Origin of the sequence: Bradyrhizobium sp. WYCCWR 13022, assembly GCF_030435535.1 — a bacterium.
Classification (GTDB): Bacteria; Pseudomonadota; Alphaproteobacteria; order Rhizobiales; family Xanthobacteraceae; genus Bradyrhizobium.
The window spans coordinates 148,593-172,128 of sequence record NZ_JAUIZJ010000027.1 but is presented as its reverse complement, the minus strand read 5'-3'; the positions used below and the strand labels follow the sequence as shown (position 1 = coordinate 172,128).

Genomic DNA, 23,536 nt, shown 5'->3' with positions numbered 1-23,536 from the left:
CAGGATTTGCGAGGACACATTCCGGTCCAGCGAGCGCGATCGCTAGTGATCCTCGACCGCAATCCTCGCCAGATAATCCTCTTTGCTGAACTGCATGTGATCCACACAGAGCTGTGCCAGTGCCCAGCTGTCGCGTCCCTTCAGCAGCTGGATCATCAGCTCGTGCTGGCGGCGCGACTGCGCGAGCCCTTCGCGGTCGGCGAGGTTCTTGGCGCGCATCGGCAGCGTCAGGTTCATGTAGTCCTGGAGCGAGCGGACCAGATAGGGATTGCCGCAGGCTGAGAACAGCGCGACGTGGAAGGCGTCGTTGGCCTCGTGGATGCCGCGCAGGTCGCGGATATCAGCCTTTGCGCAATAGTCGCGTTGCAGCGCGGTGAGTTCGTCGATCAGGCCTTGCGCCGCGGGCAGGGGGATCATCAGCGCGGCCTGCCGCGTCAGCATCTCCCTGACCTCGTAGATCTGCCGGACTTCCTCGGCCGAATAGAACCGCACGGTGGCGCCGACATTCTTCTCGCGGCGGACGATGCCGCGGCGCTCGGCGTCCACCAAGGCCTGGCGCACGAAATGGCGCGAGGTGCCGTAGCGCGACATCAGCGCGTCCTCGGTCAGGCGCGCGCCCGGCGGCAGGCGGCCGAAGATGATGTCCTCCTCCAGCCGCGCGACGACGTCATCAGGATCGTCGCGCCTGACAGGCATGGCGTCTGCGGTGCGGATGTCGGACATGCCCTCGGCCTCCGGCCCCTCGCCGGTCCGCTCTGTGGAGCAGGGCGGTGCCAGATTGTCAATAATTGTGTCTGTCGGCGGTGCCAGGAACCAGAAATCGCGGCAATCCAGCCCAATCTTATTGACAATCATGGGGCAGGCTGTAGCACAATGGGAAGCAAGAAGGAGCGGTATGATGACGAGTGGTTTGCGCAAGGGTCTGACGAGCTACGGCGATGCCGGCTTCTCGCTGTTCCTGCGCAAGGCGTTCATCAAGGCGATGGGCTATTCCGACGATGCGCTGGAGCGCCCGATCGTCGGCATCACCAACACCTATAGCGATTACAATCCCTGCCACGGCAACGTCCCCCAGATCATCGAAGCCGCCAAGCGCGGCGTGATGCTGTCGGGCGCGATGCCGTTCGTGTTCCCGACCATCTCGATCGCCGAGAGCTTTGCGCATCCGACCTCGATGTATCTGCGCAACCTGATGGCGATGGATACCGAGGAGATGATCCGGGCCCAGCCGATGGATTCGGTGATCGTGATCGGTGGCTGCGACAAGACCTTGCCGGCGCAGGTGATGGCGGCGATCAGCGCCGATCTGCCAACCGTGGTCATTCCCGTCGGTCCCATGGTGGTCGGCCATCACAAGGGCGAGGTGCTCGGCGCCTGCACGGACTGCCGCAGGTTGTGGGGCAACTACCGCGCTGGCGACATCGACGATGCCGAGATCGAAGCCGTGAACGGCCGCCTCGCGCCGTCGGTCGGCACCTGCATGGTGATGGGCACGGCCTCGACCATGGCCTGCATGATCGAAGCGATGGGCCTGTCGCTGCCGATGAGCGCCACAATTCCGGCGCCGCACGCCGAGCGTTTCCGTCTCGCCGAGGCGAGCGGCCGGGTCGCCGCCGAGATGGCCAAGACCAAGGGGCCGAAGCCGAGCGAATTCCTGACGCCGGCCTCGTTCAGGAATGCGCAAGTCGTGTTGCAGGCGATCGGCGGCTCGACCAACGGCCTGATCCATCTGACCGCGATGGCGCATCGCTCGCCGCACCGGCTCGATCTCGAGGTCTTCGACCAGATCGGCCGGGAAGTGCCTGTTCTGGTCGATCTCAAGCCGTCGGGCGAGCACTACATGGAGCATTTCCACCACGCCGGCGGCGTGCCGAAACTGCTGAAGCAGCTCGGCGATCTCGTCGATCTCGACGCCAGGACGATCTCCGGCCATACGCTGCGCGACGTCGTCGTCAATGCGGAAGACGTGCCCGGCCAGGACGCGATCCGGTCGCGCGACAATCCGATCAAGAAGGAAGGCGGCCTTGCCGTCCTGCACGGTAACCTCGCGCCGCGCGGCGCCGTCATCAAGCAGTCGGCGGCGAGCCCGAAGCTGTTGAAGCACACCGGGCGCGCAGTGGTGTTCGAATCCGTCGAGGACATGACCTTGCGGGTTGACGATCCCGAGCTCGACGTCACCGCCGACGACGTGCTGGTGCTGCGCAATGCCGGCCCCAAGGGCGCGCCTGGCATGCCCGAGGCCGGCTATTTGCCAATCCCGAAGAAGCTCGCGCGTGCCGGCACCAAGGACATGGTGCGGATTTCCGATGCGCGCATGAGCGGCACCGCGTTCGGCACCATCGTGCTCCACATCACGCCGGAATCTGCCGTCGGCGGGCCGCTGGCGCTGGTGAAGAACGGCGACATGATCAGCCTGGATGTGGCCAGGCGCAGCATCGAGCTACTGGTCGATGCCGCGGAGCTGGAACGCCGGCGCGCGGCCGTGAAGCCGGCCGCAGCGCCCGATGAAGCCCGCCGCGGCTATGCCTGGCTGTTCAACGAGACCATCATGCAGGCCGACGAGGGCTGCGACTTCGACTTCATGCAGAGGACTGGGAAGAAGACTGAGAAGGGCTGATTAACGACTTGAACGCACGCCCAGACCGCAGAAGCGGCGGGCGATAAAACACAGGGGGAGACGATGATTGCACGATCCATGCGTGGGCTGGTGGCTGCGGCCGCCGTTCTGTTCGTCACGGGAGCCGGGGCACAGGAGGTGAAGCACTATCGCTTCGCCTATGACCAGCCCCGCAACACCGGCTATTCCATCGCCGGCGACCTCTTTGCCGACAAGCTCAAGGAATTGAGCAAAGGCACCATGATCATCGACCAGTATCCGGGCGCGCAACTCGGCCAGGAGCCGCAGGTGCTCCAGCTCGTGAAATCCGGCGACGTCGAATTCTCCATCGTCTCCTCGGCCAACACCGCGACGATCTCGCCGCAGGCCGGCGTGATGTCGCTGCACTATCTGTTCCGCGACGAGCAGCACGTGATCAAGGGGCTGGCCGATCCCCGCGTGTTCGAAGCGCTCAAGGCCATGATCGAGGAGACCTCGCAGGGCTTGCACCTCATCGGAACGGGCTCGCAGGGCGTGCGCCACATGTACTCCAAGAAGGAGATCCACAATGTCGGCGACATCAAGGGCCTGAAGGTGCGCGTGCAGGCGACGGCGACCGAGGACACCATGTTCCCGGCCTATGGCGCCCAGACCGTGCACATGCCGTTCGGCAGCGTCTACACGTCGTTGCAAACAGGCGTGGTCGACGTCGCCGAGAACAGCATCAACGTCTACCTCGTCAACAAGCACTACGAGGTCGCGCCGGTGCTGAATATCACCGAGCACGAGGCCAACAACGCGCTGGTGTTCGTCTCCGACAAGCTCTGGCAAAGCCTCTCGGCCGAGCAGAAGGGCTGGGTGCAGACCGCGGCCAACGAGATCAGCACCAAGGAGCCGGCGAAGGCATTCGACCTCGAGCGGAGCGCGGCCGAGAAGCTGAAGAAGATGGGCGTCAAGATCGTCGACAACGTCGACAAGAAGAGCTTCACGGCGATCGCCGATCCCTATCTCGACAAGCTCGCCAAGGAGCTCGGCCCGCATGCCGAGAAGATCAAGAACTTGATCCGGTCGATTAACTAGGCCGCGGTCTCCGTTACCTCCATGCGTCGTCCCGGCGAAAGCCGGGACCCATATTCCGCAGCGGTGCTTAGGGCACGGTGGCTGCCAGCTTGCTTTCATCATAACGGCCTGGGGCTATGGGTCCCGGCCTTCGCCGGGACGACACGGATGCCCATCGCCGACAAGCTCGTATTGCGACGCCAGCGCCATCTGAAATGGCGCTGGCTCGACTGGCTCGAGCTGACACTCATGATCCTCTGCGGCGTGCTGTGCTTCGGCTTCTCGTTGTCGGTGACCGCCGACATCGTCACCCGCACCATCGGCCATCCCTGGCTGTGGCTGCAGGAAGTCACCTCGACGCTGTTCATCTACGCGATCTTCGTCGGCACCGCGGTGGCGACGCGGCGCAACGATCACCTCTACCTCACCGCGATTTCCGAGGCGATGCATGGCGCGCCCAGGGTCATCGTCGAGGTCATCATCCGCCTCATCGTGCTCGGCGTCGCCTTCTGCCTGATCTGGTATGGCTACCAGAACTATCTTCGCGGCTTCGGCAGTTTTCGTTTGCCCTCGGGCACGCCGATCGCCTCGCTTTACGCAATTATCCCATTGTCCGGCATCCTGGTCGGCCTGTTCACCATCGAGCAGCTCGTCAACGGCCTGCGCAACGGCTTTGATCATCCCGAAGCTCCGGACGAGGACGCCACCGAAACGCAGGCGAGGGCGCAGCCGTGAGCGCACCTGTCGTCCTGGCGTTGATGTCGATCTGCTTCCTGTCGTTCGGCTATCTCGGCGTGCCCGTGCCGTTCTCGCTGATGGCCGGCGTGTTCATCGGCGCTGTCCTGTCCGACGTCTCGCTCGCCGCAATCATCCAGAAGATTTTCGACGGCGTCGATTCCGAGGCGCTGCTGGCGATCCCGTTCTTCCTGCTGGTCGGCGAGCTCATGAGCTCGGCCAACGTGGTGGTGCGAATAGCCAACCTCTCGGTGTCGCTGGTCGGGCATATCAGGGGCGGGCTGTCGCAGGTCGTCGTCGTCTTCAGCATGTTCTTCTCGGAAATGTCGGGCTCGACCACGGCCGACGTCGCCGTGATGAGCCGCGCGCTCGGTGGCCCGATGAAGCGCGAGGGCTACGAGCCCGCCTTCATTGCCGCGATCATCGCGTCCGCCTCGACCATTGCGGCGCTGGTGCCGCCGAGCATCACGGCCGTGGTTTATGGCGCGGTGGGCAACGTCTCGATCGCCGGCCTGTTCATGGCGGGCGTGGTGCCGGGCCTGATGATCGGCTTCGGGCTGATGATCTACTGCTATTTCTTCGGGCCATCAGGCCTGCGCAAGCCGCGCGCGCCGCTGCGGCAGGTCGTGTTCGCGGCCGGCGACGCGGCCCTGCCGCTGATGATCCCCGTGATCCTGCTGGGCGGCATCCTGACCGGCTGGTTCACGCCGACGGAGGCCGGCGTCGTCGCCGTGGTCTGGATCATCCTGGTGGTGATCCCCGCGCTCAACCGCGGGCATTTCAGGAAAATCCCCTACGACTTTTGTTTGGCCGGCCTGATCTTCTCGCTGCCGCTGATCACCATCGGCGCGGCCAACGCCTTCGGCTGGATGCTCGCCTATCTGCGCGGCGCGAGCTACATCGCCGAGATGATCACCTCGATCGCGGGCCACGATCCGCATCTGATCATGCTGCTGATGGTGCTGCTGTTCACCGTGGTCGGCGACTTCATCGAGCCGGTGCCGACCATCATCATCTTCATGCCGCTGGTCAACACGCTGACGGAAGCCGGCGACATCAACGGCGTCCACATGGGCGTCGTGCTGATCGCGACGCTCGCCTTCGGGCTGATCACGCCGCCTTACGGTTTGGTGCTGCTGATGGCCTCGAAATTCGTCGGCGTCAGCTTTGCGAAAGCGCTGCGCGCGGCGCTGCCGATCTATGTGGTGTTCTTCGCCACCATCGCGTTCGCGATCTATTTCCCCAGCGTGGTGCTGTGGCTGCCGCAGAAAGTGTTGCCGGAATCGGTCGGCTGCTTCAAGTCGCCGGCGGGCACCGGCTACATCTGTCCGAAGTAGATGTCACTTGCCCTTGCTCGTGAACTTCTTCACGGCGACGCGAAACTCCTCCGTGTTCATCGCCATGATGATCTTGTGCTCCTCGGCATCGAGCTGCTGCTTCACCGGCGTGGTGGCAGCCGCATAGACCAGCGATTTGGTGCCTGATATCGCAGCCGCCGGGTTCTGTGCCAGCCGTTCGGCGAACTGCCGCGTCGCCGCCTTCAGTTCGGCAGCGGGAACGGTCTTGGCGACGAGGCCCCATTCATGGGCCTGCTGCGCGGTAAAATTGTCCTCGGCCAGGAAGATCTGCAGCGCGCGGCGCGAGCCGACCGTGCCGACGATCCCGACCGTCGAGCCGCCATCCGGCGACACGCCGATCTTGGCGTAGGCCGGCGTGAACTTGGCATCATCGGCAGCGATGCAGAGGTCGGTGACGAAGGCGAGGCCCATCCCGGCGCCGGCCGCAGAGCCGTGCACGCTCGACAGCGAGATCTTCGGCATGCGCCTGATGATCTCGATGAAAGCATGATAGTGCTTGAGCAGCTCGCCGACGACCGGCGTCACGTTGTTGGCCTCGGCCGCTGCACCGATCGTCTGCAGATCTCCGCCGGCCGAAAACGCGCGGCCCTCGCCCTCGATCACCAACACCTTGATGGCGTCGTCGCCCTCGATATATGAAGCGAGCTGTTCCAGCTTCTGCGCGATCGCAAGGTTGATCGAGTTGAACGCGGCAGGGCGGTTGAGCGTGATGGTCGCGATCGGGCCGTCGATCCGCAGCAGCGCGGGGTCGTCGGGCTTGGAGACGGGAGCTGGCATCGGAATATCCCCGGCATGAGGTCTGTTGCTGCAACTAAATCGCAGAAGGGCGGAGGAGACAATCCCCAGGTGCCGCCCCTTGCGCGCGGCGGAATGATCGGCTCAAATGGGGCCGCCTTCGTTTAGGGACGGACACGAGCGCCGGCTCCTCCTAGGCTAGCCAAGCCAGATCAGAGAGAGGAGACGACATGGGTGATGCTCGTGTCTTGCGGAAATGGGCTGTCCAATGACGGAAGGTCCTGTCATCATTGTCGGTGCCGGCCATGGCGGCTACCAGGTCGCTGCATCCCTGCGGCAGGCGGGTTTTGCGGATCGCATCTGCCTGATCAACGACGAGGCGCATCTGCCCTATCAGCGGCCGCCTCTGTCCAAGGCCTACATCAAGGGCTCGGCGGGGCCGGAGAGCCTGATGTTCCGCCCCGAAAAATTCTACCAGGACCAGAAGATCGAGCTGATCTCGGGTCGCGCCGTGTCGATCGATCGCGCGGCGCGAAAAGTTCTGCTCGCCTCCGGCGAGACGCTGCCCTACGGCCATCTCGTGCTGGCGACCGGCGCGCGCAACCGGCTGCTCGATCTGCCCAACGCCAATCTGCCTGACGTGAAATATTTGCGCATCCTCGACGAGAGCGAGTCGCTCAGGCAAATCATGCCGTCGAAGACGCGCGCCGTGATCATCGGCGCCGGCTTCATCGGCCTCGAATTCGCCGCCACCGCGCGGATCAAGGGCCTCGAGGTCGACGTGCTCGAGCTCGCCCCCCGCGTGATGGCGCGCGCGGTGACGGCGGAGGTCTCGGAATATTTCCAGGCCCGGCACCGCGAGGCCGGCATCCGCATTCACCTCGGCGTGCAGGCAACGTCGATCGAGGCCGAGAACGGCAAGGTCACCGGCGTCTCCTTGAGCGACGGACGGCATCTGCCCGCCGACCTCGTCGTGGTCGGCGTCGGCGTGCTGCCGAACATCGAGCTTGCGGCCGAGGCGGGGCTTCCCGTTGCCGCCGGCATCATCGTCGATGAGTATCTGTCGACGGCCGATCCCGACATCTCTGCGATCGGCGATTGCGCGCTGTTCGCGAGCCCCCGCTTCGGCGGCTCGCTGCGGCTGGAGTCCGTGCAGAACGCCACCGACCACGCCCGCTGCCTCGCGGCGCGGCTGACCGGCGACAGGAAGGCCTACGACGGCCATCCCTGGTTCTGGAGCGACCAGGGCGACGACAAGCTCCAGATCGCGGGCCTCACCACCGGCTACGACCGCGTCGTGCTGCGCGGCGATCCCGCCAGGAAGGCGTTTTCGGCGTTCTGCTATCACGGCGATAGATTGCTCGGCATCGAGTCCGTCAACCGCGCCGGCGATCACATGTTCGGCCGCCGCTTGCAGGCGATGGACCGCTCGATCACGCCGGAGCAGGCCGCGGATGAAAGCTTCGACCTGAAGAGCGCGCTGGCCTGATCAGCCGGCGCCGAGCACTGCGGCCACTTCCGCGGCGGTCGGCATCGAGGGACCTGCGCCCATGCGCTGCACGCTGATCGAGGCGGCGGCGTTGGCGAAGGCGAGGGCTGCGCGCAAGGGCACGCCGTCAGCGAGTTGCGATGCGAGCGCGCCGACGAAGCAATCGCCGGCGCCCGTCGTGTCGACCGCCTTCACCGCGCGGCCGGGCACGGCGAATTCCTCACTGGCCGCGAGCGCGAGCACGCCGCGTTTGCCCAGCGTGATGCAGATGGTCTGGTCCGCGCGCGCCTGAAGCTGTCGCGCCACCGCAAAGATCTTCGCGGCCTCGTCGCCGTCGCTGAGTTCGGCGCCCGCGAGGTAACCAAGCTCGGTCTCGTTCAGCACGAGAATGTCGACCAGTGCGAGCAGCTCTCCGGACATCTTTTGCGCGGGAGCCGGATTGAGCACCGTCGTCGCCCCGGCCGCGCGCGCCCGTTGAAAGAACGCCGCAATCGTCGGCAGCGGGATCTCGAACTGGCTGACCGCGACATCGCCCTTCGTCAGCGGCACGTCCGCGACGTCGTCCGCGCCGACCAGCGCATTGCTGCCGGGAATGACGACGATGGTGTTGTCGGAGGCCGCGACCGTGATGATCGCGGTGCCGCTATGCGTGTTGGCCTCGCGCACGGAGCCGAGATCGACGCCCTGCGCGCCGAGAAACGCCCGAAGCTCGGCCCCGAACGCGTCCCTGCCCAGCCGCCCGATCAGCGTCGTCTTCGCGCCGAGCCTGGACGCCGCGACAGCCTGGTTTGCGCCCTTGCCGCCCGGGAAATACAGCACCTCGCGGCCTGCGACGGTCTCGCCGACTTTTGGATGGCGATCGGCGGTCGCCACCACATCCATGTTGATGCTGCCGGCAACGAAGACGCGCCCCATGACCCACCCTTGCGAAGCTTAGACTCGAACTTCGAACTCGTGCCTGACTTTGGCGATGTCCACAAGGGTCGGTAGACCCGCCTCGTTGCCGAGACGCTGGATCTTGAAGGTCGAGGCGGCCCGGGCGAAATCAAAATGCTCTCGCCAGCTTTTGCCCGGGTGGGCCAGATAGGAATAGACATAGGCGCCGTGGAAGACATCGCCCGCGCCGTTGGTGTCGATCACGCGCTCGCGCGGGATCGGCATCGCCGGCATCACTTGCACCGTCCCGGTTTCGTCGTACCAGAGCAGGCCCTTCTCGCCCATGGTGACGCCGCCGATCTTGCAGCCGCGGCCCTTGAGGTAGTCGAGCATCTTCTCCGGCGTCAGGTCCATCTGTTCGCAGAGACGTTCGGCGACGATGGCGACGTCGATGTATTCCAGCAGCTCATGCGTGTTGGTGCGCAGGCCGCCGCCGTCGAGCGAGGTCAGGATGCCGGCCTCGCGGCAGACTTTTGCATAGTGAATCGCCGCATCGGGCTGATGGCCGTCGACATGCAGCGCGCGGCAGCCGCCGAGATTGAGCATCGGGAAGGGGTGGATGTGCTCGTCGTCGCGGCAGCGGACGATGGCGCGCTTGCCGTCCTTCGGCATGATGAAGGACAGCGAGGACTGGTTCACCTTCCGCCCGTGCAGCGAGATCGCGTATTTCGCGCACATGTCCTGGAACATGCGGCCCAGCCAGTCATTGGCCGCGGTGGCGATCAGATCCGGCACGATGCCGAGCTTGGCGCAGCAGAACGCCGCCGTGACCGCATTGCCGCCGAAGGAAACCGCATAGTCCGTTGCCACGTGCTTTTCGTCGCCGGTCGGCATGTGGTCGGTGATGAAGACGACGTCGATATAGGTCTGTCCGATAAAGAGAGCCTGCATTGCTTGTCCGTGATGCGCTGGGTGGTCCCGGCCGGCGCGGTTACTCTAGCACCGGTTCCGCGCGGAGAACGCGGAAATTATTCGCAAAACCGCCCTGAAGCGCTTGAGGTCGGCATGGCGCCGGAATACGACCATGTCAGGCCCGTGCCAAGCCCTGACATTTGCCGTTGTCCGGGCATGGTTCCAGGTCGATCAAAAGGGACAAGCATGATCACCGGCCTCGATCACATCGTTGTTCTCGTCAAGGATATCGGTGCGGCCAAGGCGGCCTATCAGACGCTGCTCGCCCGCGCGCCGGCCTGGCAGAATTCCGGCGAGGGCGCCGACCGCGTGCTGTTCACCCTCGATAACATGACCATCGAATTGATGGCGCCGAGCGGCTTTACCGCGACGGCCGACCGGATGCGAGCGCTGCTCGACGACCAGGAGGGCGTGCTCGCCAGCCTGTGCTTTCGCGTCGCTGACATGGGCAGGATGCACCGGCGGCTGGACCGTGTGGCGCTGAAGCCTGACCCGATTGCCGAGGTCGAGAGCAGCGACGATGTATCGGGTGCGTCCCTGCACTGGAAGCGCACGCGGGCCGCGACCGAACTGACGCGGGGCGTCCGCATGTTCTTCCTCGAACTCGCCGAGGAGCGTCCGAAGTCGGTGGCTTCAGACTTCGCGCCGATCGACGGGCTCGATCACGTCGTCATCACGACGGAGGATTCCGATCGCGCCGCTGCGCTCTACGGCGCGCGGCTCGGGCTCGACCTCGCGCTCGACCGCTCGCACCATGACTGGGGGCAGCTGATGTTCTTCCGCTGCGGCGACCTGATCGTCGAGGTGGTGCGCCGCCCCGTGGCGGGCGGGGACTCCCAGCATGACCGGCTCTGGGGCCTGAGCTGGCGCGTCGCCGACATCGACGCCACCCGCGCCCGCCTGATCGCCGCCGGCCTCGACGTCTCCGAAGTGCGCAACGGACGCAAGCCGGGCACGCGGATCATGACGGTGCGCAGCGGCACCTGCGGGATCCAGACCGTGCTGCTGGAGCGCTCGCCGAAGCCGGTGGAGTAGGGCGCCGCTCTTTCCTCGTCGTTGCTTCGTCGCAAGGGCTCCTCGCAATGATGGCGGGAGCGTGGTACATCACGTGCCGTAAGCACCCAGCGAGCACCCGGTTTGGCGAAGGCAACGGCAAAGCGAACCCTGAAATGGCAGCGCGACCCCGAGGGGATGCGGCTGCGCATTCTCGAGGCGGCCAAGCAGGAGTTTTCCGCTCACGGGCTCGCCGGCGCGCGTGTCGACCGCATCGCGGCCAAGGCCGGCGCCAACAAGCGCATGCTGTACTACCATGTCGGCAACAAGGACGACCTCTACCTCGCGGTGCTCGAAGGCGCCTATGACAAGATCCGCAGCGAGGAGCGGGGGCTGGATCTCGAACATCTCGATCCGCCCGAGGCGATCAGGCGGCTGATCGAATTCACCTGGGGCTACTTCCTGCGCAATCCGGAATTCCTGTCGCTGCTCCAGACCGAAAACCTTGCGCGCGCAAAACATCTGAAGCGCTCGACCAAGGTCAAGTCGATGCACTCGCCCTTCGTCGAGATGATCGGCACCGTGGTGCGGCGCGGCGTCCACAGCGGCGATTTCCAGGTCGCGGTCGACCCGGTGCAGCTCTACATCTCGATCGCGGCGCTCAGCTTCTTCTATCTCTCCAACTCGGCAACGCTCAGCGTGATCTTTGGTCGTGACTTGATGGCCAAGGACGCAAAGGACGAGCGCCTTGCGCACATGGTCGGCCTGGTGCTGGCCGCGCTGACGGGCCGGTCGGCCGCACTGTTCGAGGTTGCCGCGCCGAAGTCGCGCGCGACGGTGGAGCAGACGGTTTAAGGCTTGCAGCTTCGCTCCCCGCGCCGCTGAGTTTGTTGCGCGATATCCTTCCCCATCGTCGTCCTGGCGAAAGCCAGAACCCATATCTCGTGATCTATCGATGGCGTGCGGTGCTAGGCCCTACCGGCCTTCGCCAAATTCCTCCCTGGGGTAATGGGTCCTGGCCTTCGCCAGGACGACACCGGGGATTTGGCGCTGCCATCAATTCCAAATGCCGCCAAACCCACCGGAACCCGCCGCAAAACGTCACAGGGAAACCTCTGGACAGTATTTATCCAACGGGTTAATTTCTCCCCGAACGAAGAAGACGACCGGGAGTGAAGCGTGGCTGAACTGAAGCCGCAGGGTGCGGTGTCCAAGATGCTGAATGCGGCCTGGGTGCGGCCGTTTCTGTTTCTGGTTTTCATCGTCGTGGCCTGGGATCTCGCGATCCGGCTGTTCAAGATCCCTGCCTACCAGATCCCGTCGCCGGCCGACGTCGTCGCGGTGCTCCGCTCCGACTGGCCGGAACTGCTGCGCCAGTGCTGGCCGACGACCTATGCGACCGTCTGCGGCTTCCTGCTGTCGGCGCTGTTCGGCATTCCCGTAGCCATGCTGATCGCGGGCTCGAAAACGGTCGAAAGCTACGTCTATCCGCTCTTGGTGTTCTCCCAATCCGTGCCGAAGATCGCGATCGCGCCGCTGTTCGTGGTGTGGTTCGGTTTCGGCATCATCCCCAAGGTGATCTCGGCGTTCCTGCTCGGCTTTTTCCCCGTCGTGGTCTCGGCGGTGCAGGGCTTCAAGTCGGTCGATCCCGACATGGTCGATCTCGCCCGCGCCATGCAGGGCAGCCGCTTTCAGGTGTTTTGCGCGGTGAACCTGCCGCATGCGCTGCCCGCGATCTTCTCCGGCCTGAAGGTCTCGGTGACGCTCGCCGTCGTCGGCGCCGTCGTCGGCGAGTTCGTCGGCTCCAATTCCGGTATCGGCTATGTGATGCAGCGCTCGATCGGCACGTTCGACCTGCCGACGATGTTTGCAGCCCTCGTCATCCTCGCACTGCTCGGCGTCATCCTGTTCTGGATCGTCGACCGGATCGAGAAGCTGATCATTCCCTGGCATGTCAGCCAGCGGGAGGACGTGATTTTCGCTTCTTAACTTCAAGCAACGGCCAGCAACGGCCGAACATAAAGACAAGGGAGAGTGACGATGAAGCGGTGGATTGGAGCTGCATCCGTGGCGCTGATGACGTTTGCAGTTTCGCCGGCGCAGGCGGCCGACAAGGTCGTGCTGATGCTGAACTGGTACGTCTATGGCGAGCACGCGCCGTTCTATTACGGCAAGGCCAAGGGCATTTACGCCGCCGAAGGCATCGACCTCGAGATCCAGGAAGGTCGCGGTTCGGCCGCGACCACGCAGGCCGTCGCCGCCAAGACCGCCGATTTCGGCTATGTCGACGTGCCCACCATGATGCGTGCCGCGATCAAGGGCGCACCCGTGATTGCGACCGGCGTGCTGCTGCAGACCTCACCGATGTCCGCGATGGGGTTTGCCGACAAGAACATCCGGAAGCCCGAAGACATCAAGGGCAAGACGGTAGCGATCACGCCGGCCGATTCCATGACCCAGATCTGGCCGCTGTTCCTGAAGAAGACGGGCCTGAAGGAAAGCGATTTCCAGACGGTTGCCGGCGACGGCCAGACCAAGCTCAACGCCGTCATCAACGGCCAGGCCGATCTCTTGCTCGGCTACGTCATGGACCAGTCGATGAAGATCAAGGACGCGACGGGGAAGGACGTGTTCCCGATCAAGTTCGCCGACTACGGCATCAACATGGTCTCGTCAGGCATCATCGCGAACACGGACTACGTTAAGGCCCATGCCGATCTCGTCCGCCGCTTCATGTCGGCGACGACCAAGGCGGTGGAAGCTGCCGAGAAGGAGCCTAGGGCTGCTGCTCAGTCGATCCTCGATGCCAACCCCAAGGGCGGCAAGATCGATACGCTGACGCAGGGCTTTGAGCTGACCATTCCGCTCTACCGGACCGCGGAGACCAAGAGCAAGCGGCCGTTCCAGGTCACCGACCAGAACATGACCGATAGCGTCAACCTGATGGTCGAATATGGCGGGCTCGATGCAAAGGCAAAGGAGAACCCAAAGGCCTTCTACACCAACGATTATCTGCCGAAGAGTGGCTCGTGAAACCAGCGACTGTATCGAATGAAACCGTGCAGCCCGCCGCCCATCTCCGATTGGTGAGCGACCGGGCTGCCGGCGATGCGTCGGGCATTCATCTGTCCGGCGTGTCCAAGACCTACCGGACGCGCGACGGCGATGTGCCGTCGCTGCGGCCGCTCGACTTCCACATCAACGACGGTGAGTTCTTCGTCGTGGTCGGCCCATCCGGCTGCGGCAAGTCCACGCTGCTCAAGCTGATCTCGGGCCTGCTGCCGCCGACGACGGGCGAGGTTTTGGTCGAGGGCGAGAAGGTGACGAAGCCGCACGGCAATGTCGGCATCGTCTTCCAGAACGCGCTGCTGCTGCCCTGGCGCAACATCCTCTCCAACGTGATGCTGCCGATCGACATGAAGCGGCTGCCGCGGGACGAATATCTCGCGCGCGCAAAGGCGCTGTTGAAGCTCGTTGGGCTCGAAGGGTTCGAGAAGAAGCTGCCTTGGCAGCTCTCCGGCGGCATGCAGCAGCGCGCCTCGATCTGCCGCGCGCTGGTGCACGATCCCAGGATCATGCTGATGGACGAGCCGTTCGGCGCCCTCGATGCGCTGACGCGCGAGCGCATGAATGTCGAACTGATGCGGATCCAGCGCGAGACCAGGAAAACGGTTTTGCTGATCACGCATTCGATTCCGGAGGCCGTGTTCCTCGCCGACCGCGTGCTGGTCATGACCGAACGGCCCGGTGCGATCGCAGCAATCTACGACGTGCCGCTGCCGCGCCCACGCTCGCTCGACGTGATGGCGGACCCTGTTTTCACCGAACTCGTGCAACGCATCCGCAAGCATTTCTTCTCGCAAGGGACGTTGGATTAGGGCGATGGGAGCAGCTCGAACTTTCAGAGCGTCATGGCCGGGCTTGACCCGGCCATCCACGTCTTGCCCCGCGCGACAAAGAAGGTGGATGCCCGGGACAAGCCCGGGCATGACGACCTTCATAGGATCATGTCCGTGCGCCTGAAGCTGCGAGATATCGCCTTCTTCGAACGTCCCGTGCATTTCGCGCGGCCGTTCCGCTTTGGCGCGATCACGATCAACGCGACGCCCCAGCTGTTCGTGAGAGTCGAGATCGAGGTCGAAGGGAAGGGCGTCGCCGTCGGCGCGAGCGCCGAGTTGCTGGTCCCCAAATGGTTCGACAAGCGGCCGGAACTGTCGCCGGCGCAGACGGTCGACGGCTTGCGGCGCTCGCTGGAGATCGCGCGCGGGCTTTATCTTGCCCGGACCGGATTTCAGGCGGCGTTCGATCTGCATGCCTCGTGCATTGGGGCGCAGATCGCGACCTGTGCGAAGAAGAACATTCCAGCGCTTGCCGCCGCCTACGGCCCGGCGGAGATCGACAAGGCGATCCTCGATGCGCTGCTGCGTGCCACCGCGACCAACTTCTTCGACGGGATGAATGGCAATATTGCCGGCATCGATGCGAGGCTCTCGCCCGACCTGAAGGACGCCGACCTCACGACGTTTCTCGCCGGTCGCAAACCGCTACCGCACGTTGCGATTAGGCATACTGTCGGCCTCGACGACACTGTCGAAGGTAGGGGTGGTGTCGCCGATGCACACGAGAACGCCGGCGCTGGTCACTTCAAGCTCAAATTGTCGGGCGATCCAGCGGCTGACGCGGCACGGCTGGTGCGGATCTCTGGGGAGCTCGACACGCTCGGCCGCGACTACAGGGTGACGCTCGATGCCAACGAGCAATATGCCGACCTTGCCGCGCTGCATGCACTGATCGACCGGCTCGATCGCGAGCCCGCGCTGCGGTCGATGTCATCGAGACTGCTCTATATCGAACAGCCGATGCCGCGCGACATCACAAGGCGAACGCCGCTCGGATCGCTCGCCGCGCGCGGCTTCATCATCGACGAGGCCGACGACTCCTACGATGCTTTCCCGGCGGCGCGGGCACTTGGCTATCGCGGCATTTCCTCGAAGTCCTGCAAGGGTCTCTACAAGTCCATCGTCAACGCAGCGCGCGCGGCGAAATGGAGCGCGAGCGGCGAAAAATTCTTCGTCACCGGCGAGGATCTGACCTGCCAGGCAGGTCTTGCCGTGCAACAGGACCTCGCGCTCGGCGCCTTCATCGGTGTCGCCCATGCCGAGCGCAACGGCCATCACTATGTCGACGGCTTTGGCGAGACGCCGGCGGCCGAAGCTGCGGCCTTCGCGGCCGCGCATCCCGATCTCTATGCCGATGCCGGGCGGGGCATCCGCCTTTCCATTCACGACGGCGATCTCCTGACGGGATCGCTTCATGGAGCGGGCTTTGCGACGTCGGTCCATCCGGACTGGTCGGCGCTTCGTCCGCTCGAACAGCCAAAATCGCTACAGGAGCATCTGGCATGACCACGCAACGCCTCGGCCTCATCATGAACGGCGTCACCGGCCGCATGGGGCTCAACCAGCATCTGATCCGCTCGATCGTCGCGATCCGCGACCAGGGCGGTGTCCGCCTGAAGAACGGCGACCGCGTCATGCCCGATCCAATCCTGGTCGGCCGCAGCGCCGAGAAGGTCGAGGCGCTTGCGAAGCGCTACAACGTCACGCGCTGGACCACGGACCTCGACGCCGCGCTCGCCGACAAGAACGACACCATGTTCTTCGATGCCGCGACGACGCAGGCGCGGCCCGGTCTGCTGACCCAGGCCATCAATGCCGGCAAGCACGTCTATTGCGAGAAGCCGATCGCGACCAACTTTGAAGAGGCGCTCGAAGTCGTCAAGCTCGCCAATGCCAAGGGCGTCAAGCACGGCACGGTTCAGGACAAGCTGTTTCTGCCCGGCCTGAAGAAGATCGCCTTCCTGCGCGATTCCGGTTTCTTCGGCCGCATCCTCTCGGTGCGCGGCGAGTTCGGCTATTGGGTGTTCGAGGGCGGCTGGCAGGAAGCGCAGCGGCCGTCCTGGAACTACCGCGAGGAGGACGGCGGCGGCATCATCCTCGACATGGTCTGCCACTGGCGCTACGTGCTCGACAATCTCTTCGGCAACGTCCAGAGCGTGGTCTGCATCGGCAACACCGATATCCCCGAGCGTTTTGACGAGCAGGGCAAGGCGTACAAAGCGACCGCGGACGATTCCGCCTACGCGACCTTCCAGCTCGAAGGCGGTGTCATCGCCCACATCAACATGTCCTGGGTGACGCGGGTCTATCGCGACGACCTCGTCACCTTCCAGGTCGATGGCAGCCACGGATCGGCGGTCGCGGGCCTCACCGACTGCATGATCCAGGCGCGGCAGGCTACCCCGAGGCCGGTGTGGAATCCCGACGAGAAGCGGCTGCACGATTTCTACGGCGACTGGCAGAAGCTGCCGGACAACGTCACCTACGACAACGGCTTCAAGGAGCAGTGGGAGATGTTCATCCGCCACGTCTACGAGGATGCGCCCTACAAGTTCACGCTGCTCGAAGGCGCCAAGGGCGTGCAGCTCGCCGAATGCGCGCTGAAGAGCTGGAAGGAGCGGCGCTGGATCGACGTCGCCCCGATCAAGGCCTGAGGAAGGACAGATGAACAAGCCCGTCCAGCCAATATCGTCCTTGTCGCTGAAGCTGCCGAAGGCCGATCGTTCGGTCGAGACCTATCGGCTCGCCGCCTCGCGCACGTTCCCCGCAAAGCTCGAAGGGCCCCTGAACCGCATTGCCTTCTCGGCCGTGCACACGGTGGCCGATCCCTTCGCGGACAACGATCCCTGGCTCTCGGTGGCCGTCGACTGGGACAAGACCATCGCCTTCCGCGAGCACGTCTGGGACCTCGGGCTCGGCGTCGCCGAGGCCATGGACACCGCGCAGCGCGGCATGGGACTGGACTGGCCGACGTCGCTGGAGCTGATCACGCGTTCGGTCGGCGCAGCCAAGCGTCGCAATGCGCTGGTGTTCTCGGGCGCCGGCACCGACCATCTCGCGGTCGAGGATGCCAGGAGTCTCGACGACGTGGTCCGCGCCTATGAGGAACAGATCTCCGCCGTCGAAAAGGTCGGAGGCCGCATCATCCTGATGGCGTCGCGCGCGCTGGCAAAGCTCGGCCGCAACGCCGACGACTACGCCAGGGTCTACGATCGCGTGCTGTCGCAGGTCCGCGAGCCCGTCATCATCCACTGGCTCGGTGATATGTTCGATCCTGCGCTGACGGGGTATTGGGGCACAAAGGATCTCGACAAGGCGATGGACACGGCCGTCGCCATCATCAACGGCAACGCCGCCAAGGTCGACGGCGTCAAGGTCTCGCTGCTCGACAAGCAGCGCGAGATCGACATGCGCCGACGCCTGGACAAGCGCATCAGGATGTACACCGGCGACGACTTCAATTATGCCGAGCTGATCGCCGGGGACGAACAGGGCTTTTCGCATGCGCTGCTCGGCATCTTCGATGCCATCGCGCCGGCGGCGTCCTACGCGTTGTCGCGACTCGCGGCCGGCGACGAGGCCGGTTTCCATGACGTGCTGGGGCCGACGGTACCGCTGTCGCGCCACATCTTCAAGGCGCCGACGCGCTTCTACAAGACGGGCGTCGTCTTCATGGCTTATCTCAACGGCCACCAGGATCATTTCACCATGGTCGGGGGACAGGAAAGCGCGCGCTCGATGCTGCATCTGGCCGAGCTGTTCCGCCTCGCCGACCAGGCCGGCCTGCTCGCCAACCCTGAATTGGCGACGCGGCGGATGAGGACCGTGCTGGCCTCGCATGGACTGGACGCCTGATGCGCGATTTCTCGTCCGACCACCGCTGGCTGTCGCTGAACACCGCGACCGTCCGCAAGCAGGGTGATCTCATCCAGATCGTCAATGCCTGCGCCAGCCACGGCATCCGCGCCATAGATCCCTGGCGCGACCAGGTCGCTTCAGTCGGCCTCGATCGTGCTGTGCGCGCCGTGCGCGATGCGGGCCTCGAACTATCAGGCTATTGCCGCGGCGGCATGTTCACCTCTGATACCTCGCGCCGCGGCGAGGTGCGTGACGATAATAGGCGCTGTGTCGATGAGGCCAAGGCGCTGGGTGCACCCTGCATCGTTCTCGTCGTCGGCGGCCTGCCGCAATATTCGCGGCCGGGCAGCGAACCCTCGAAGGATATCGCTGCGGCACGCGGGCAGGTCGAGGAAGCGCTCGCCGACATGCTCGACTATGCCAGGCAGGCAAAGCTGCCGCTGGCGATCGAGCCATTGCATCCGGCCTATGCCGCCGATCGCGCCTGCGTGAACACGACGAAGCAGGCGCTCGACATCTGCGATCGGCTCGACCCTGATCGTACCGGCATGCTCGGCGTCGCGCTCGACGTCTATCACATCTGGTGGGATCCCGAGCTGATGGGCCAGATTGCCCGCGCCGGCGAGGATCGCCTGCTCGCGTTCCACGTCTGCGACTGGCTGGTGCCGACCAGGGACATCCTCAACGACCGCGGCATGATGGGCGACGGCGTCATCGACATCAAATCCGCTCGTGCTGCCGTCGAGGCGCAGGGCTTTGCCGGCTATTCGGAGATCGAGATTTTCTCGAACGAGTGGTGGGCCAAGCCCATGGACGAGGTGCTGCGCACCTGCATCGAGCGTCACCGGACGGTGGTTTAGCGGTTCTCGCGCGTGCCGCGCAGATTTGTGCGGCAAGTCAGATGCTTCGGCGGATCCACTAGCCAAGTTCCGCCGCCCCACGCTCTACTGTGCATGGGGTTGTTTTCGACTTTTGACTTCAGGAGTCCTGATTGCGGTGCTCGATCTCGAGCGTCACCAGCCGCGCCAGCAGCGTCGCCGGATAGAGCTGACCGAAGATCGCCTCCATGTTGCACAGGCTGCGCGCAACGGGGTGCAGCGGCGCGACGTCGCCATAGCCGGTCGTGGTCATCGTGGCGAAGCTGAAATAGATGACGTCGCTCGCAAGCTTGGGACTGTCCGTCACCTTCATGCTGACGAACGCAACCGGATCCAGCGAGCCGATGAAGACGTAAAGGGCGGAGAAGATCACCGCGACCGTCAGATAGAGCAGCACGGCGCCGATGACGCGATGATAGGTCACGCGGCCGGGTGCGAAGGTCTGGCGCGCCACGGCCCAGGCCATCGTCGTTCCCACGATGAACCACGAGCCGGCGAACAGGTTGAGGTCGAGAATGGATGGCGATCTGATCCGCAGGATCGCGCCTGTCACGATCATCGCAAGTGCGATCAGCATCGCGACGACCGCGACCGGGCTGCCCGATATCACGAAGATGCCGCAGACCAGCAGCAGCGCCAGCACGAGCTCGGACACCTGGAATGCAAACAGCCCCAGCGCCTGCAGCGGCGAGATCACGAACATCATGATCACCAGCAGCACCGTCAGCACCGTCAGGGCCGGATCGGCCCAGCGTTTGCGCAATTGATCGATCTTCATCACGCCTCAGCCGATCGAGCAGGGGACGCTCAGGAAGCCGCGAAACCTCACGCGCCCTCCGCGCACCGGCGGGCCGCTGACGGCATAGTCCGGGAAGCGCGCCAGGAAGCGCGAGATCGCAATCGCGCCTTCGAGCCGCGCCAGCGCCATGCCGGCGCATTGATGCGCACCGGTGGCAAAGGCGAGATGTCGGTTGGGCGTGCGCGCGACGTCGAAGCGCTCGGGATCGGGAAACTGCGCGGGGTCGCGGTTGGCAGCGCCGATGCACAGCGTCACCGACGTGCCCGCTTCGAGCATCACGCCGCCGAGCTCGACCGGCTCGGTCGTCATGCGGTTGCCGAGCTGGTTCGAGCTTTCGTAGCGAAGGATCTCCTCCACTGCGGTCTTGATCAGATCAGGGTTGTCGATCAGCCGCTGCTTCTGCTCCGGATTCCGATCCAGCGCCACGAGGCCGTTGCCGATCAGATTGGTGGTCGTCTCGTGCCCGGCATTGAGCAGGAAGATGCAGTTGTGCAGCAGCTCCTTCTCGGTCAGCCGCTCGCCGTTCTCTTCGCCCTGGATCAGGCGGGTCAGCACGTCACGATCGGGATTGCCCGGCTTCTGCCGCCGGCGCGCGACCAGCGTTTCGAGATAGGCCAGGAAATCCGTCACCGCCTTGTTGCCGCGCGCGGCCGCCTCGGGCGACACGACCGGCTCGAGCGCGCCAAGGATCGCCAGCGACCAGTCGCGCAGCGGCGCGCGCTCCTCGTGCGGCACGTCGAGCAGATTGCCAATCACCTCGATGGGGATCGAGGCGGCGAAATCCTCGATCAACTCGCAATGCCCCTTGGCGGCGATGGCGTCGAGCAGACCGTCGACCAGCTTGACGATGTCGCCCTCCATGCCGGCGATCGCGCGCGGCGACAGCGCGCCCATGATCAGGCGCCGCACCCGAGTGTGCGCCGGCGGATCATTGAAGACGAGGCTGGTTGTGTGATGCTCGTAGAGCGGCGTGTCGCCGTATTTCGGCGCGAACTCGCGCTTCTTGTCGGAGCTGAACGACTTCGTGTTCTTGTAGGTGGCGACGAGGTCGTCGTAGCGTGTCAGGAATACGGTGCCGCTCGCGAGCCGCTTGACCGGCTCGTTCTCCCGCAGTGCACGATAAGTCGGGTAGGGATCGTCGTAGAATTCGCTCGTCAGCTTCGCCAGATCGAAGCTGGCCGCCAATTCTTTCGCACTTGCGTTCATCCGCCATACTCGCCGGTTAAGCCCGATATGCCGTTTTCGCTCTTTCGAGCGTTGCACGTCACCGTCTACAGTCATGCCGTGATTTGCAAGCCGACCGGACAGGAAAATGCACGCCCGCGCTGACGCTGCCGACACGGCCCCGAGCTGGCCCGACGATATTTTCGCGACCTTGCAACGCTTCGACGTCCGGCAGGTAGCTTACGTGCCCGATGCCGGCCATTCGAAGCTGATCCAGCGCGTGCTGGGCTCCTCCACCATGCGCGGCATTCCGCTGACGACGGAGGAGGAGGGCGTGGCGCTGCTCGCCGGCGCCTGGACCGGCGGCCAGCGCGGCGTGCTTCTGATGCAGTCGAGCGGCGTCGGCAATTGCATCAACATGTTGTCGCTGATCCCGATCCTGCGCTTTCCGTTCCTCACGCTCGTGACCATGCGCGGCGAATGGGGCGAGTTCAATCCGTGGCAGGTGCCGATGGGCTCGACCGCGCAGGGCGTGCTCGAGCTCTCCGGCATCAAGGTGCTGCGCGCCTCGAACGCGGCGGAGGTGCCGGCTGTGCTCGAAGCCGCCGCGGCGCAGGCCTACAACGCGCTCACGCCCACCGCCGTCCTGCTGTCGCAGCGCCTGATCGGCGCCAAGGTTTTCACCAAATGAGCAAGGCCAATCTCCTCGACCGCCGCCAGGTGGTCTCCGCGCTGCTTGCGGACCGCGAGGACGTCGTCGCGATCGGTGGCCTCGGTGCCTCGACCAACGACATCACTGCCGCCGGCGATCATGCCCGCAACTTTTACCTCTGGGGCGGGATGGGCGGGGCTGCGATGATCGGCCTGGGCCTGGCGCTGGCGCAGCCCAAGCTCCCGGTGCTGGTCATCACCGGCGATGGCGAGATGCTGATGGGCATGGGCAGCCTTGCCACCATCGGCTTGCAGAAGCCATCCAACCTCTCGATCGCAGTGCTCGACAACGAGGCCTATGGCGAAACCGGCGGTCAGACCAGCCACACCTCGGCTGCTGCCGACCTCGTCGGCGTTGCCAGAGCCTGCGGCATCGCCGACAGCCGGGCGATCTCGACCATGGGCGAGGTGGAAGCCTTTGCCAAAGCCGTCCACGACCTCTCGGCGGGGCCCCGGTTTGCCAATGTGAAGATCGACAGCGCCAGCGTCGACCGGATCCTGCCCAGCCGGGATGGAACCTACATCGTCAACCGGATCCGCGGCGACCTCGGCTTCCAGCCGATCTGACGCCGACCTCGATCTGCCTCCCTGCGGGCGGCGTTCGCCCCGCCGCGGTAAACTGTGACCAATTTCCAACGGTTTCTCACGTACTTAGGTTGCGATGCAGCATTCTGCTTGACTTTGGCGTGGGTGAGTGCTTACTCACTAACATGAGCTCATTGCGTATGACGAGCGACCTGAGGCGTCAATTGATCCTCGGAGCCGCGAAACGCTGCTTTGCCCGACACGGCTATAACGGCACCACGACCAAGAGCGTGGCGGCCGCCGCTGCCATTTCCGAGGCGCTGCTGTTCAAGCATTTCCCGTCCAAGGCGGCGCTCTATGCCGAAATCCTCAGCGACGAGTGCGAGGCGGACCCGGCGCTGACCGAACTGCTCGAGCGCGAGCCGTCGACGGCCACCCTGGTCGAACTGATCCGTGGCATGGTCCAGCATTTCCTGCTGATCGCCGACGGGCCCGACCAGGAAGAGGCCCAGCGCCTGCGACTGATGGCCACTAGTCATCTGGATGATGGCGAATTCGCTCGTTTGCTATATGCCAAGATCGAGACTCTGATCGGAGCGGTCTTCGTCGCCTCGCTCGAACGCGCGGTCGCCGCCGGCGATGCGCGGGCCTGTGGCAGTGAACCGCTCAACCTGTTCTGGTTTGCGCATCATACGGTGATGACCGCCGCGCTGACCAGGCTACCCTCCGTGCCCTGTCTTGCCTACGGCAGGGCGAACGATCTGGAGCGGCAGCTTTGTGAGTTTCTCCTGAGGGGTATCGGACTTAACGACGCCGCAATTGCTTCGCATTTGGGCCGCGATCAGGCCGCGGATGCGGGCAAGACGGCGATTGCAGAAAGCGCATGACA

The 23,536-nt window shown here is 64.5% G+C and carries 23 protein-coding genes; 17 read left to right on the top strand and 6 right to left on the bottom strand.

Annotation, left to right across the window (positions count from 1 at the left end; translation table 11 throughout):
* Positions 1–42: 42 nt before the first annotated feature.
* A complete protein-coding gene (locus QY049_RS32375; protein ID WP_258762593.1) occupies positions 43–723 on the bottom strand; it encodes a GntR family transcriptional regulator in 681 nt (226 codons plus the stop codon).
* Positions 724–898: 175 nt separating this feature from the next.
* On the opposite strand from QY049_RS32375, the gene QY049_RS32370 reads away from it, so the two are divergent.
* The 4 genes from QY049_RS32370 to QY049_RS32355 all read left to right on the top strand — a co-directional run bounded on the left by QY049_RS32370 (position 899) and on the right by QY049_RS32355 (position 5,727).
* Positions 899–2,617, top strand: coding sequence for an IlvD/Edd family dehydratase (locus QY049_RS32370; protein ID WP_258762592.1), 1,719 nt, complete (start codon positions 899–901; stop codon positions 2,615–2,617).
* 63 nt (positions 2,618–2,680) lie between these two features.
* Positions 2,681–3,676, top strand: coding sequence for a TRAP transporter substrate-binding protein (locus QY049_RS32365; protein ID WP_301270394.1), 996 nt, complete (start codon positions 2,681–2,683; stop codon positions 3,674–3,676).
* Positions 3,677–3,823: 147 nt separating this feature from the next.
* Positions 3,824–4,390, top strand: coding sequence for a TRAP transporter small permease (locus tag QY049_RS32360; protein ID WP_194477027.1), 567 nt, complete (start codon positions 3,824–3,826; stop codon positions 4,388–4,390).
* Positions 4,387–5,727, top strand: a complete 1,341-nt coding sequence (locus QY049_RS32355; protein ID WP_258762591.1) for a TRAP transporter large permease — start codon at positions 4,387–4,389, stop codon at positions 5,725–5,727. The genes QY049_RS32360 and QY049_RS32355 overlap by 4 nt, the downstream gene beginning before the upstream one ends.
* Positions 5,728–5,730: 3 nt before the next feature.
* Here QY049_RS32355 and QY049_RS32350 read toward each other — a convergent pair whose 3' ends face one another.
* Positions 5,731–6,525: an enoyl-CoA hydratase/isomerase family protein gene (locus QY049_RS32350; protein WP_258762590.1), complete on the bottom strand. Its 795-nt coding sequence runs from the start codon at positions 6,523–6,525 to the stop codon at positions 5,731–5,733.
* A 226-nt stretch (positions 6,526–6,751) separates the two neighbouring features.
* Between QY049_RS32350 and QY049_RS32345 the strand changes: the two genes are divergently transcribed.
* Positions 6,752–7,972 (top strand): NAD(P)/FAD-dependent oxidoreductase, encoded by a 1,221-nt coding sequence (locus QY049_RS32345; protein WP_258762589.1) that lies wholly within the window; start codon positions 6,752–6,754, stop codon positions 7,970–7,972.
* On the opposite strand, the gene QY049_RS32340 is transcribed toward QY049_RS32345, so the two are convergent.
* Both QY049_RS32340 and QY049_RS32335 read right to left on the bottom strand, forming a co-directional pair.
* Positions 7,973–8,887 (bottom strand): ribokinase, encoded by a 915-nt coding sequence (locus tag QY049_RS32340; protein WP_258762588.1) that lies wholly within the window; start codon positions 8,885–8,887, stop codon positions 7,973–7,975.
* Between the two features lie 18 nt (positions 8,888–8,905).
* Positions 8,906–9,799, bottom strand: a complete 894-nt coding sequence (locus QY049_RS32335; protein WP_194477022.1) for a sugar kinase — start codon at positions 9,797–9,799, stop codon at positions 8,906–8,908.
* 207 nt (positions 9,800–10,006) lie between these two features.
* Between QY049_RS32335 and QY049_RS32330 the strand changes: the two genes are divergently transcribed.
* The 9 genes from QY049_RS32330 (at position 10,007) to QY049_RS32290 (ending at position 19,430) form a co-directional block, all read left to right on the top strand.
* Complete coding sequence (locus QY049_RS32330) at positions 10,007–10,855, top strand: VOC family protein (protein WP_258762587.1); 849 nt, start codon at positions 10,007–10,009, stop codon at positions 10,853–10,855.
* Positions 10,856–11,011: 156 nt separating this feature from the next.
* A complete protein-coding gene (locus QY049_RS32325) occupies positions 11,012–11,668 on the top strand; it encodes a TetR/AcrR family transcriptional regulator (RefSeq protein ID WP_258767015.1) in 657 nt (218 codons plus the stop codon).
* Positions 11,669–11,992: 324 nt separating this feature from the next.
* Positions 11,993–12,802: an ABC transporter permease gene (locus tag QY049_RS32320; protein ID WP_258762586.1), complete on the top strand. Its 810-nt coding sequence runs from the start codon at positions 11,993–11,995 to the stop codon at positions 12,800–12,802.
* 51 nt (positions 12,803–12,853) lie between these two features.
* Positions 12,854–13,846: an ABC transporter substrate-binding protein gene (locus tag QY049_RS32315; protein WP_258762585.1), complete on the top strand. Its 993-nt coding sequence runs from the start codon at positions 12,854–12,856 to the stop codon at positions 13,844–13,846.
* Positions 13,843–14,691, top strand: coding sequence for an ABC transporter ATP-binding protein (locus QY049_RS32310; protein WP_194477018.1), 849 nt, complete (start codon positions 13,843–13,845; stop codon positions 14,689–14,691). The genes QY049_RS32315 and QY049_RS32310 overlap by 4 nt, the downstream gene beginning before the upstream one ends.
* 129 nt (positions 14,692–14,820) lie before the next feature.
* Positions 14,821–16,218, top strand: coding sequence for a hypothetical protein (locus QY049_RS32305; protein WP_258762584.1), 1,398 nt, complete (start codon positions 14,821–14,823; stop codon positions 16,216–16,218).
* The gene (locus tag QY049_RS32300) at positions 16,215–17,366 is read left to right on the top strand and encodes a Gfo/Idh/MocA family protein (protein ID WP_258762583.1); all 1,152 of its coding nucleotides are present in this window, start codon (positions 16,215–16,217) and stop codon (positions 17,364–17,366) included. The genes QY049_RS32305 and QY049_RS32300 overlap by 4 nt, the downstream gene beginning before the upstream one ends.
* A gap of 10 nt (positions 17,367–17,376) precedes the next feature.
* Entirely contained in the window at positions 17,377–18,567 is a 1,191-nt protein-coding gene (locus tag QY049_RS32295; RefSeq protein WP_258762582.1) for a dihydrodipicolinate synthase family protein, read from the top strand.
* Complete coding sequence (locus QY049_RS32290; RefSeq protein ID WP_258762581.1) at positions 18,567–19,430, top strand: sugar phosphate isomerase/epimerase; 864 nt, start codon at positions 18,567–18,569, stop codon at positions 19,428–19,430. The genes QY049_RS32295 and QY049_RS32290 overlap by 1 nt, the downstream gene beginning before the upstream one ends.
* Positions 19,431–19,548: 118 nt before the next feature.
* Here the strand turns inward: QY049_RS32290 and QY049_RS32285 are convergent, their stop codons facing one another.
* Both QY049_RS32285 and QY049_RS32280 read right to left on the bottom strand, forming a co-directional pair.
* Positions 19,549–20,226, bottom strand: coding sequence for a potassium channel family protein (locus QY049_RS32285; RefSeq protein ID WP_258762580.1), 678 nt, complete (start codon positions 20,224–20,226; stop codon positions 19,549–19,551).
* 6 nt (positions 20,227–20,232) lie between these two features.
* On the bottom strand, positions 20,233–21,453 hold the full coding sequence (locus QY049_RS32280) for a cytochrome P450 (RefSeq protein WP_258762579.1): 1,221 nt from the start codon (positions 21,451–21,453) through the stop codon (positions 20,233–20,235).
* Between the two features lie 106 nt (positions 21,454–21,559).
* Here QY049_RS32280 and QY049_RS32275 point away from each other — a divergent pair, with 106 nt between their 5' ends.
* The 3 genes from QY049_RS32275 to QY049_RS32265 all read left to right on the top strand — a co-directional run bounded on the left by QY049_RS32275 (position 21,560) and on the right by QY049_RS32265 (position 23,534).
* On the top strand, positions 21,560–22,102 hold the full coding sequence (locus tag QY049_RS32275) for a phosphonopyruvate decarboxylase (protein ID WP_258762578.1): 543 nt from the start codon (positions 21,560–21,562) through the stop codon (positions 22,100–22,102).
* Positions 22,099–22,689 (top strand): thiamine pyrophosphate-dependent enzyme, encoded by a 591-nt coding sequence (locus tag QY049_RS32270; RefSeq protein WP_258762577.1) that lies wholly within the window; start codon positions 22,099–22,101, stop codon positions 22,687–22,689. The genes QY049_RS32275 and QY049_RS32270 overlap by 4 nt, the downstream gene beginning before the upstream one ends.
* A gap of 143 nt (positions 22,690–22,832) precedes the next feature.
* Entirely contained in the window at positions 22,833–23,534 is a 702-nt protein-coding gene (locus tag QY049_RS32265; protein ID WP_258762576.1) for a TetR/AcrR family transcriptional regulator, read from the top strand.
* Positions 23,535–23,536 lie beyond the last annotated feature (2 nt).

Coding starts and splice junctions, on each gene's coding strand:
- QY049_RS32330 (WP_258762587.1), top strand. CDS start 10,007: ATGATCACCGGCCTCGATCACATCGTTGTTCTCGTCAAGGATATCGGT.
- QY049_RS32305 (WP_258762584.1), top strand. CDS start 14,821: ATGTCCGTGCGCCTGAAGCTGCGAGATATCGCCTTCTTCGAACGTCCC.
- QY049_RS32295 (WP_258762582.1), top strand. CDS start 17,377: ATGAACAAGCCCGTCCAGCCAATATCGTCCTTGTCGCTGAAGCTGCCG.
- QY049_RS32360 (WP_194477027.1), top strand. CDS start 3,824: ATGCCCATCGCCGACAAGCTCGTATTGCGACGCCAGCGCCATCTGAAA.
- QY049_RS32375 (WP_258762593.1), bottom strand. CDS start 723: ATGTCCGACATCCGCACCGCAGACGCCATGCCTGTCAGGCGCGACGAT.
- QY049_RS32340 (WP_258762588.1), bottom strand. CDS start 8,887: ATGGGGCGCGTCTTCGTTGCCGGCAGCATCAACATGGATGTGGTGGCG.
- QY049_RS32315 (WP_258762585.1), top strand. CDS start 12,854: ATGAAGCGGTGGATTGGAGCTGCATCCGTGGCGCTGATGACGTTTGCA.
- QY049_RS32370 (WP_258762592.1), top strand. CDS start 899: ATGACGAGTGGTTTGCGCAAGGGTCTGACGAGCTACGGCGATGCCGGC.
- QY049_RS32365 (WP_301270394.1), top strand. CDS start 2,681: ATGATTGCACGATCCATGCGTGGGCTGGTGGCTGCGGCCGCCGTTCTG.
- QY049_RS32335 (WP_194477022.1), bottom strand. CDS start 9,799: ATGCAGGCTCTCTTTATCGGACAGACCTATATCGACGTCGTCTTCATC.
- QY049_RS32280 (WP_258762579.1), bottom strand. CDS start 21,453: ATGAACGCAAGTGCGAAAGAATTGGCGGCCAGCTTCGATCTGGCGAAG.
- QY049_RS32300 (WP_258762583.1), top strand. CDS start 16,215: ATGACCACGCAACGCCTCGGCCTCATCATGAACGGCGTCACCGGCCGC.
- QY049_RS32290 (WP_258762581.1), top strand. CDS start 18,567: ATGCGCGATTTCTCGTCCGACCACCGCTGGCTGTCGCTGAACACCGCG.
- QY049_RS32265 (WP_258762576.1), top strand. CDS start 22,833: ATGAGCTCATTGCGTATGACGAGCGACCTGAGGCGTCAATTGATCCTC.
- QY049_RS32345 (WP_258762589.1), top strand. CDS start 6,752: ATGACGGAAGGTCCTGTCATCATTGTCGGTGCCGGCCATGGCGGCTAC.
- QY049_RS32275 (WP_258762578.1), top strand. CDS start 21,560: ATGCACGCCCGCGCTGACGCTGCCGACACGGCCCCGAGCTGGCCCGAC.
- QY049_RS32325 (WP_258767015.1), top strand. CDS start 11,012: ATGCGGCTGCGCATTCTCGAGGCGGCCAAGCAGGAGTTTTCCGCTCAC.
- QY049_RS32350 (WP_258762590.1), bottom strand. CDS start 6,525: ATGCCAGCTCCCGTCTCCAAGCCCGACGACCCCGCGCTGCTGCGGATC.
- QY049_RS32270 (WP_258762577.1), top strand. CDS start 22,099: ATGAGCAAGGCCAATCTCCTCGACCGCCGCCAGGTGGTCTCCGCGCTG.
- QY049_RS32285 (WP_258762580.1), bottom strand. CDS start 20,226: ATGAAGATCGATCAATTGCGCAAACGCTGGGCCGATCCGGCCCTGACG.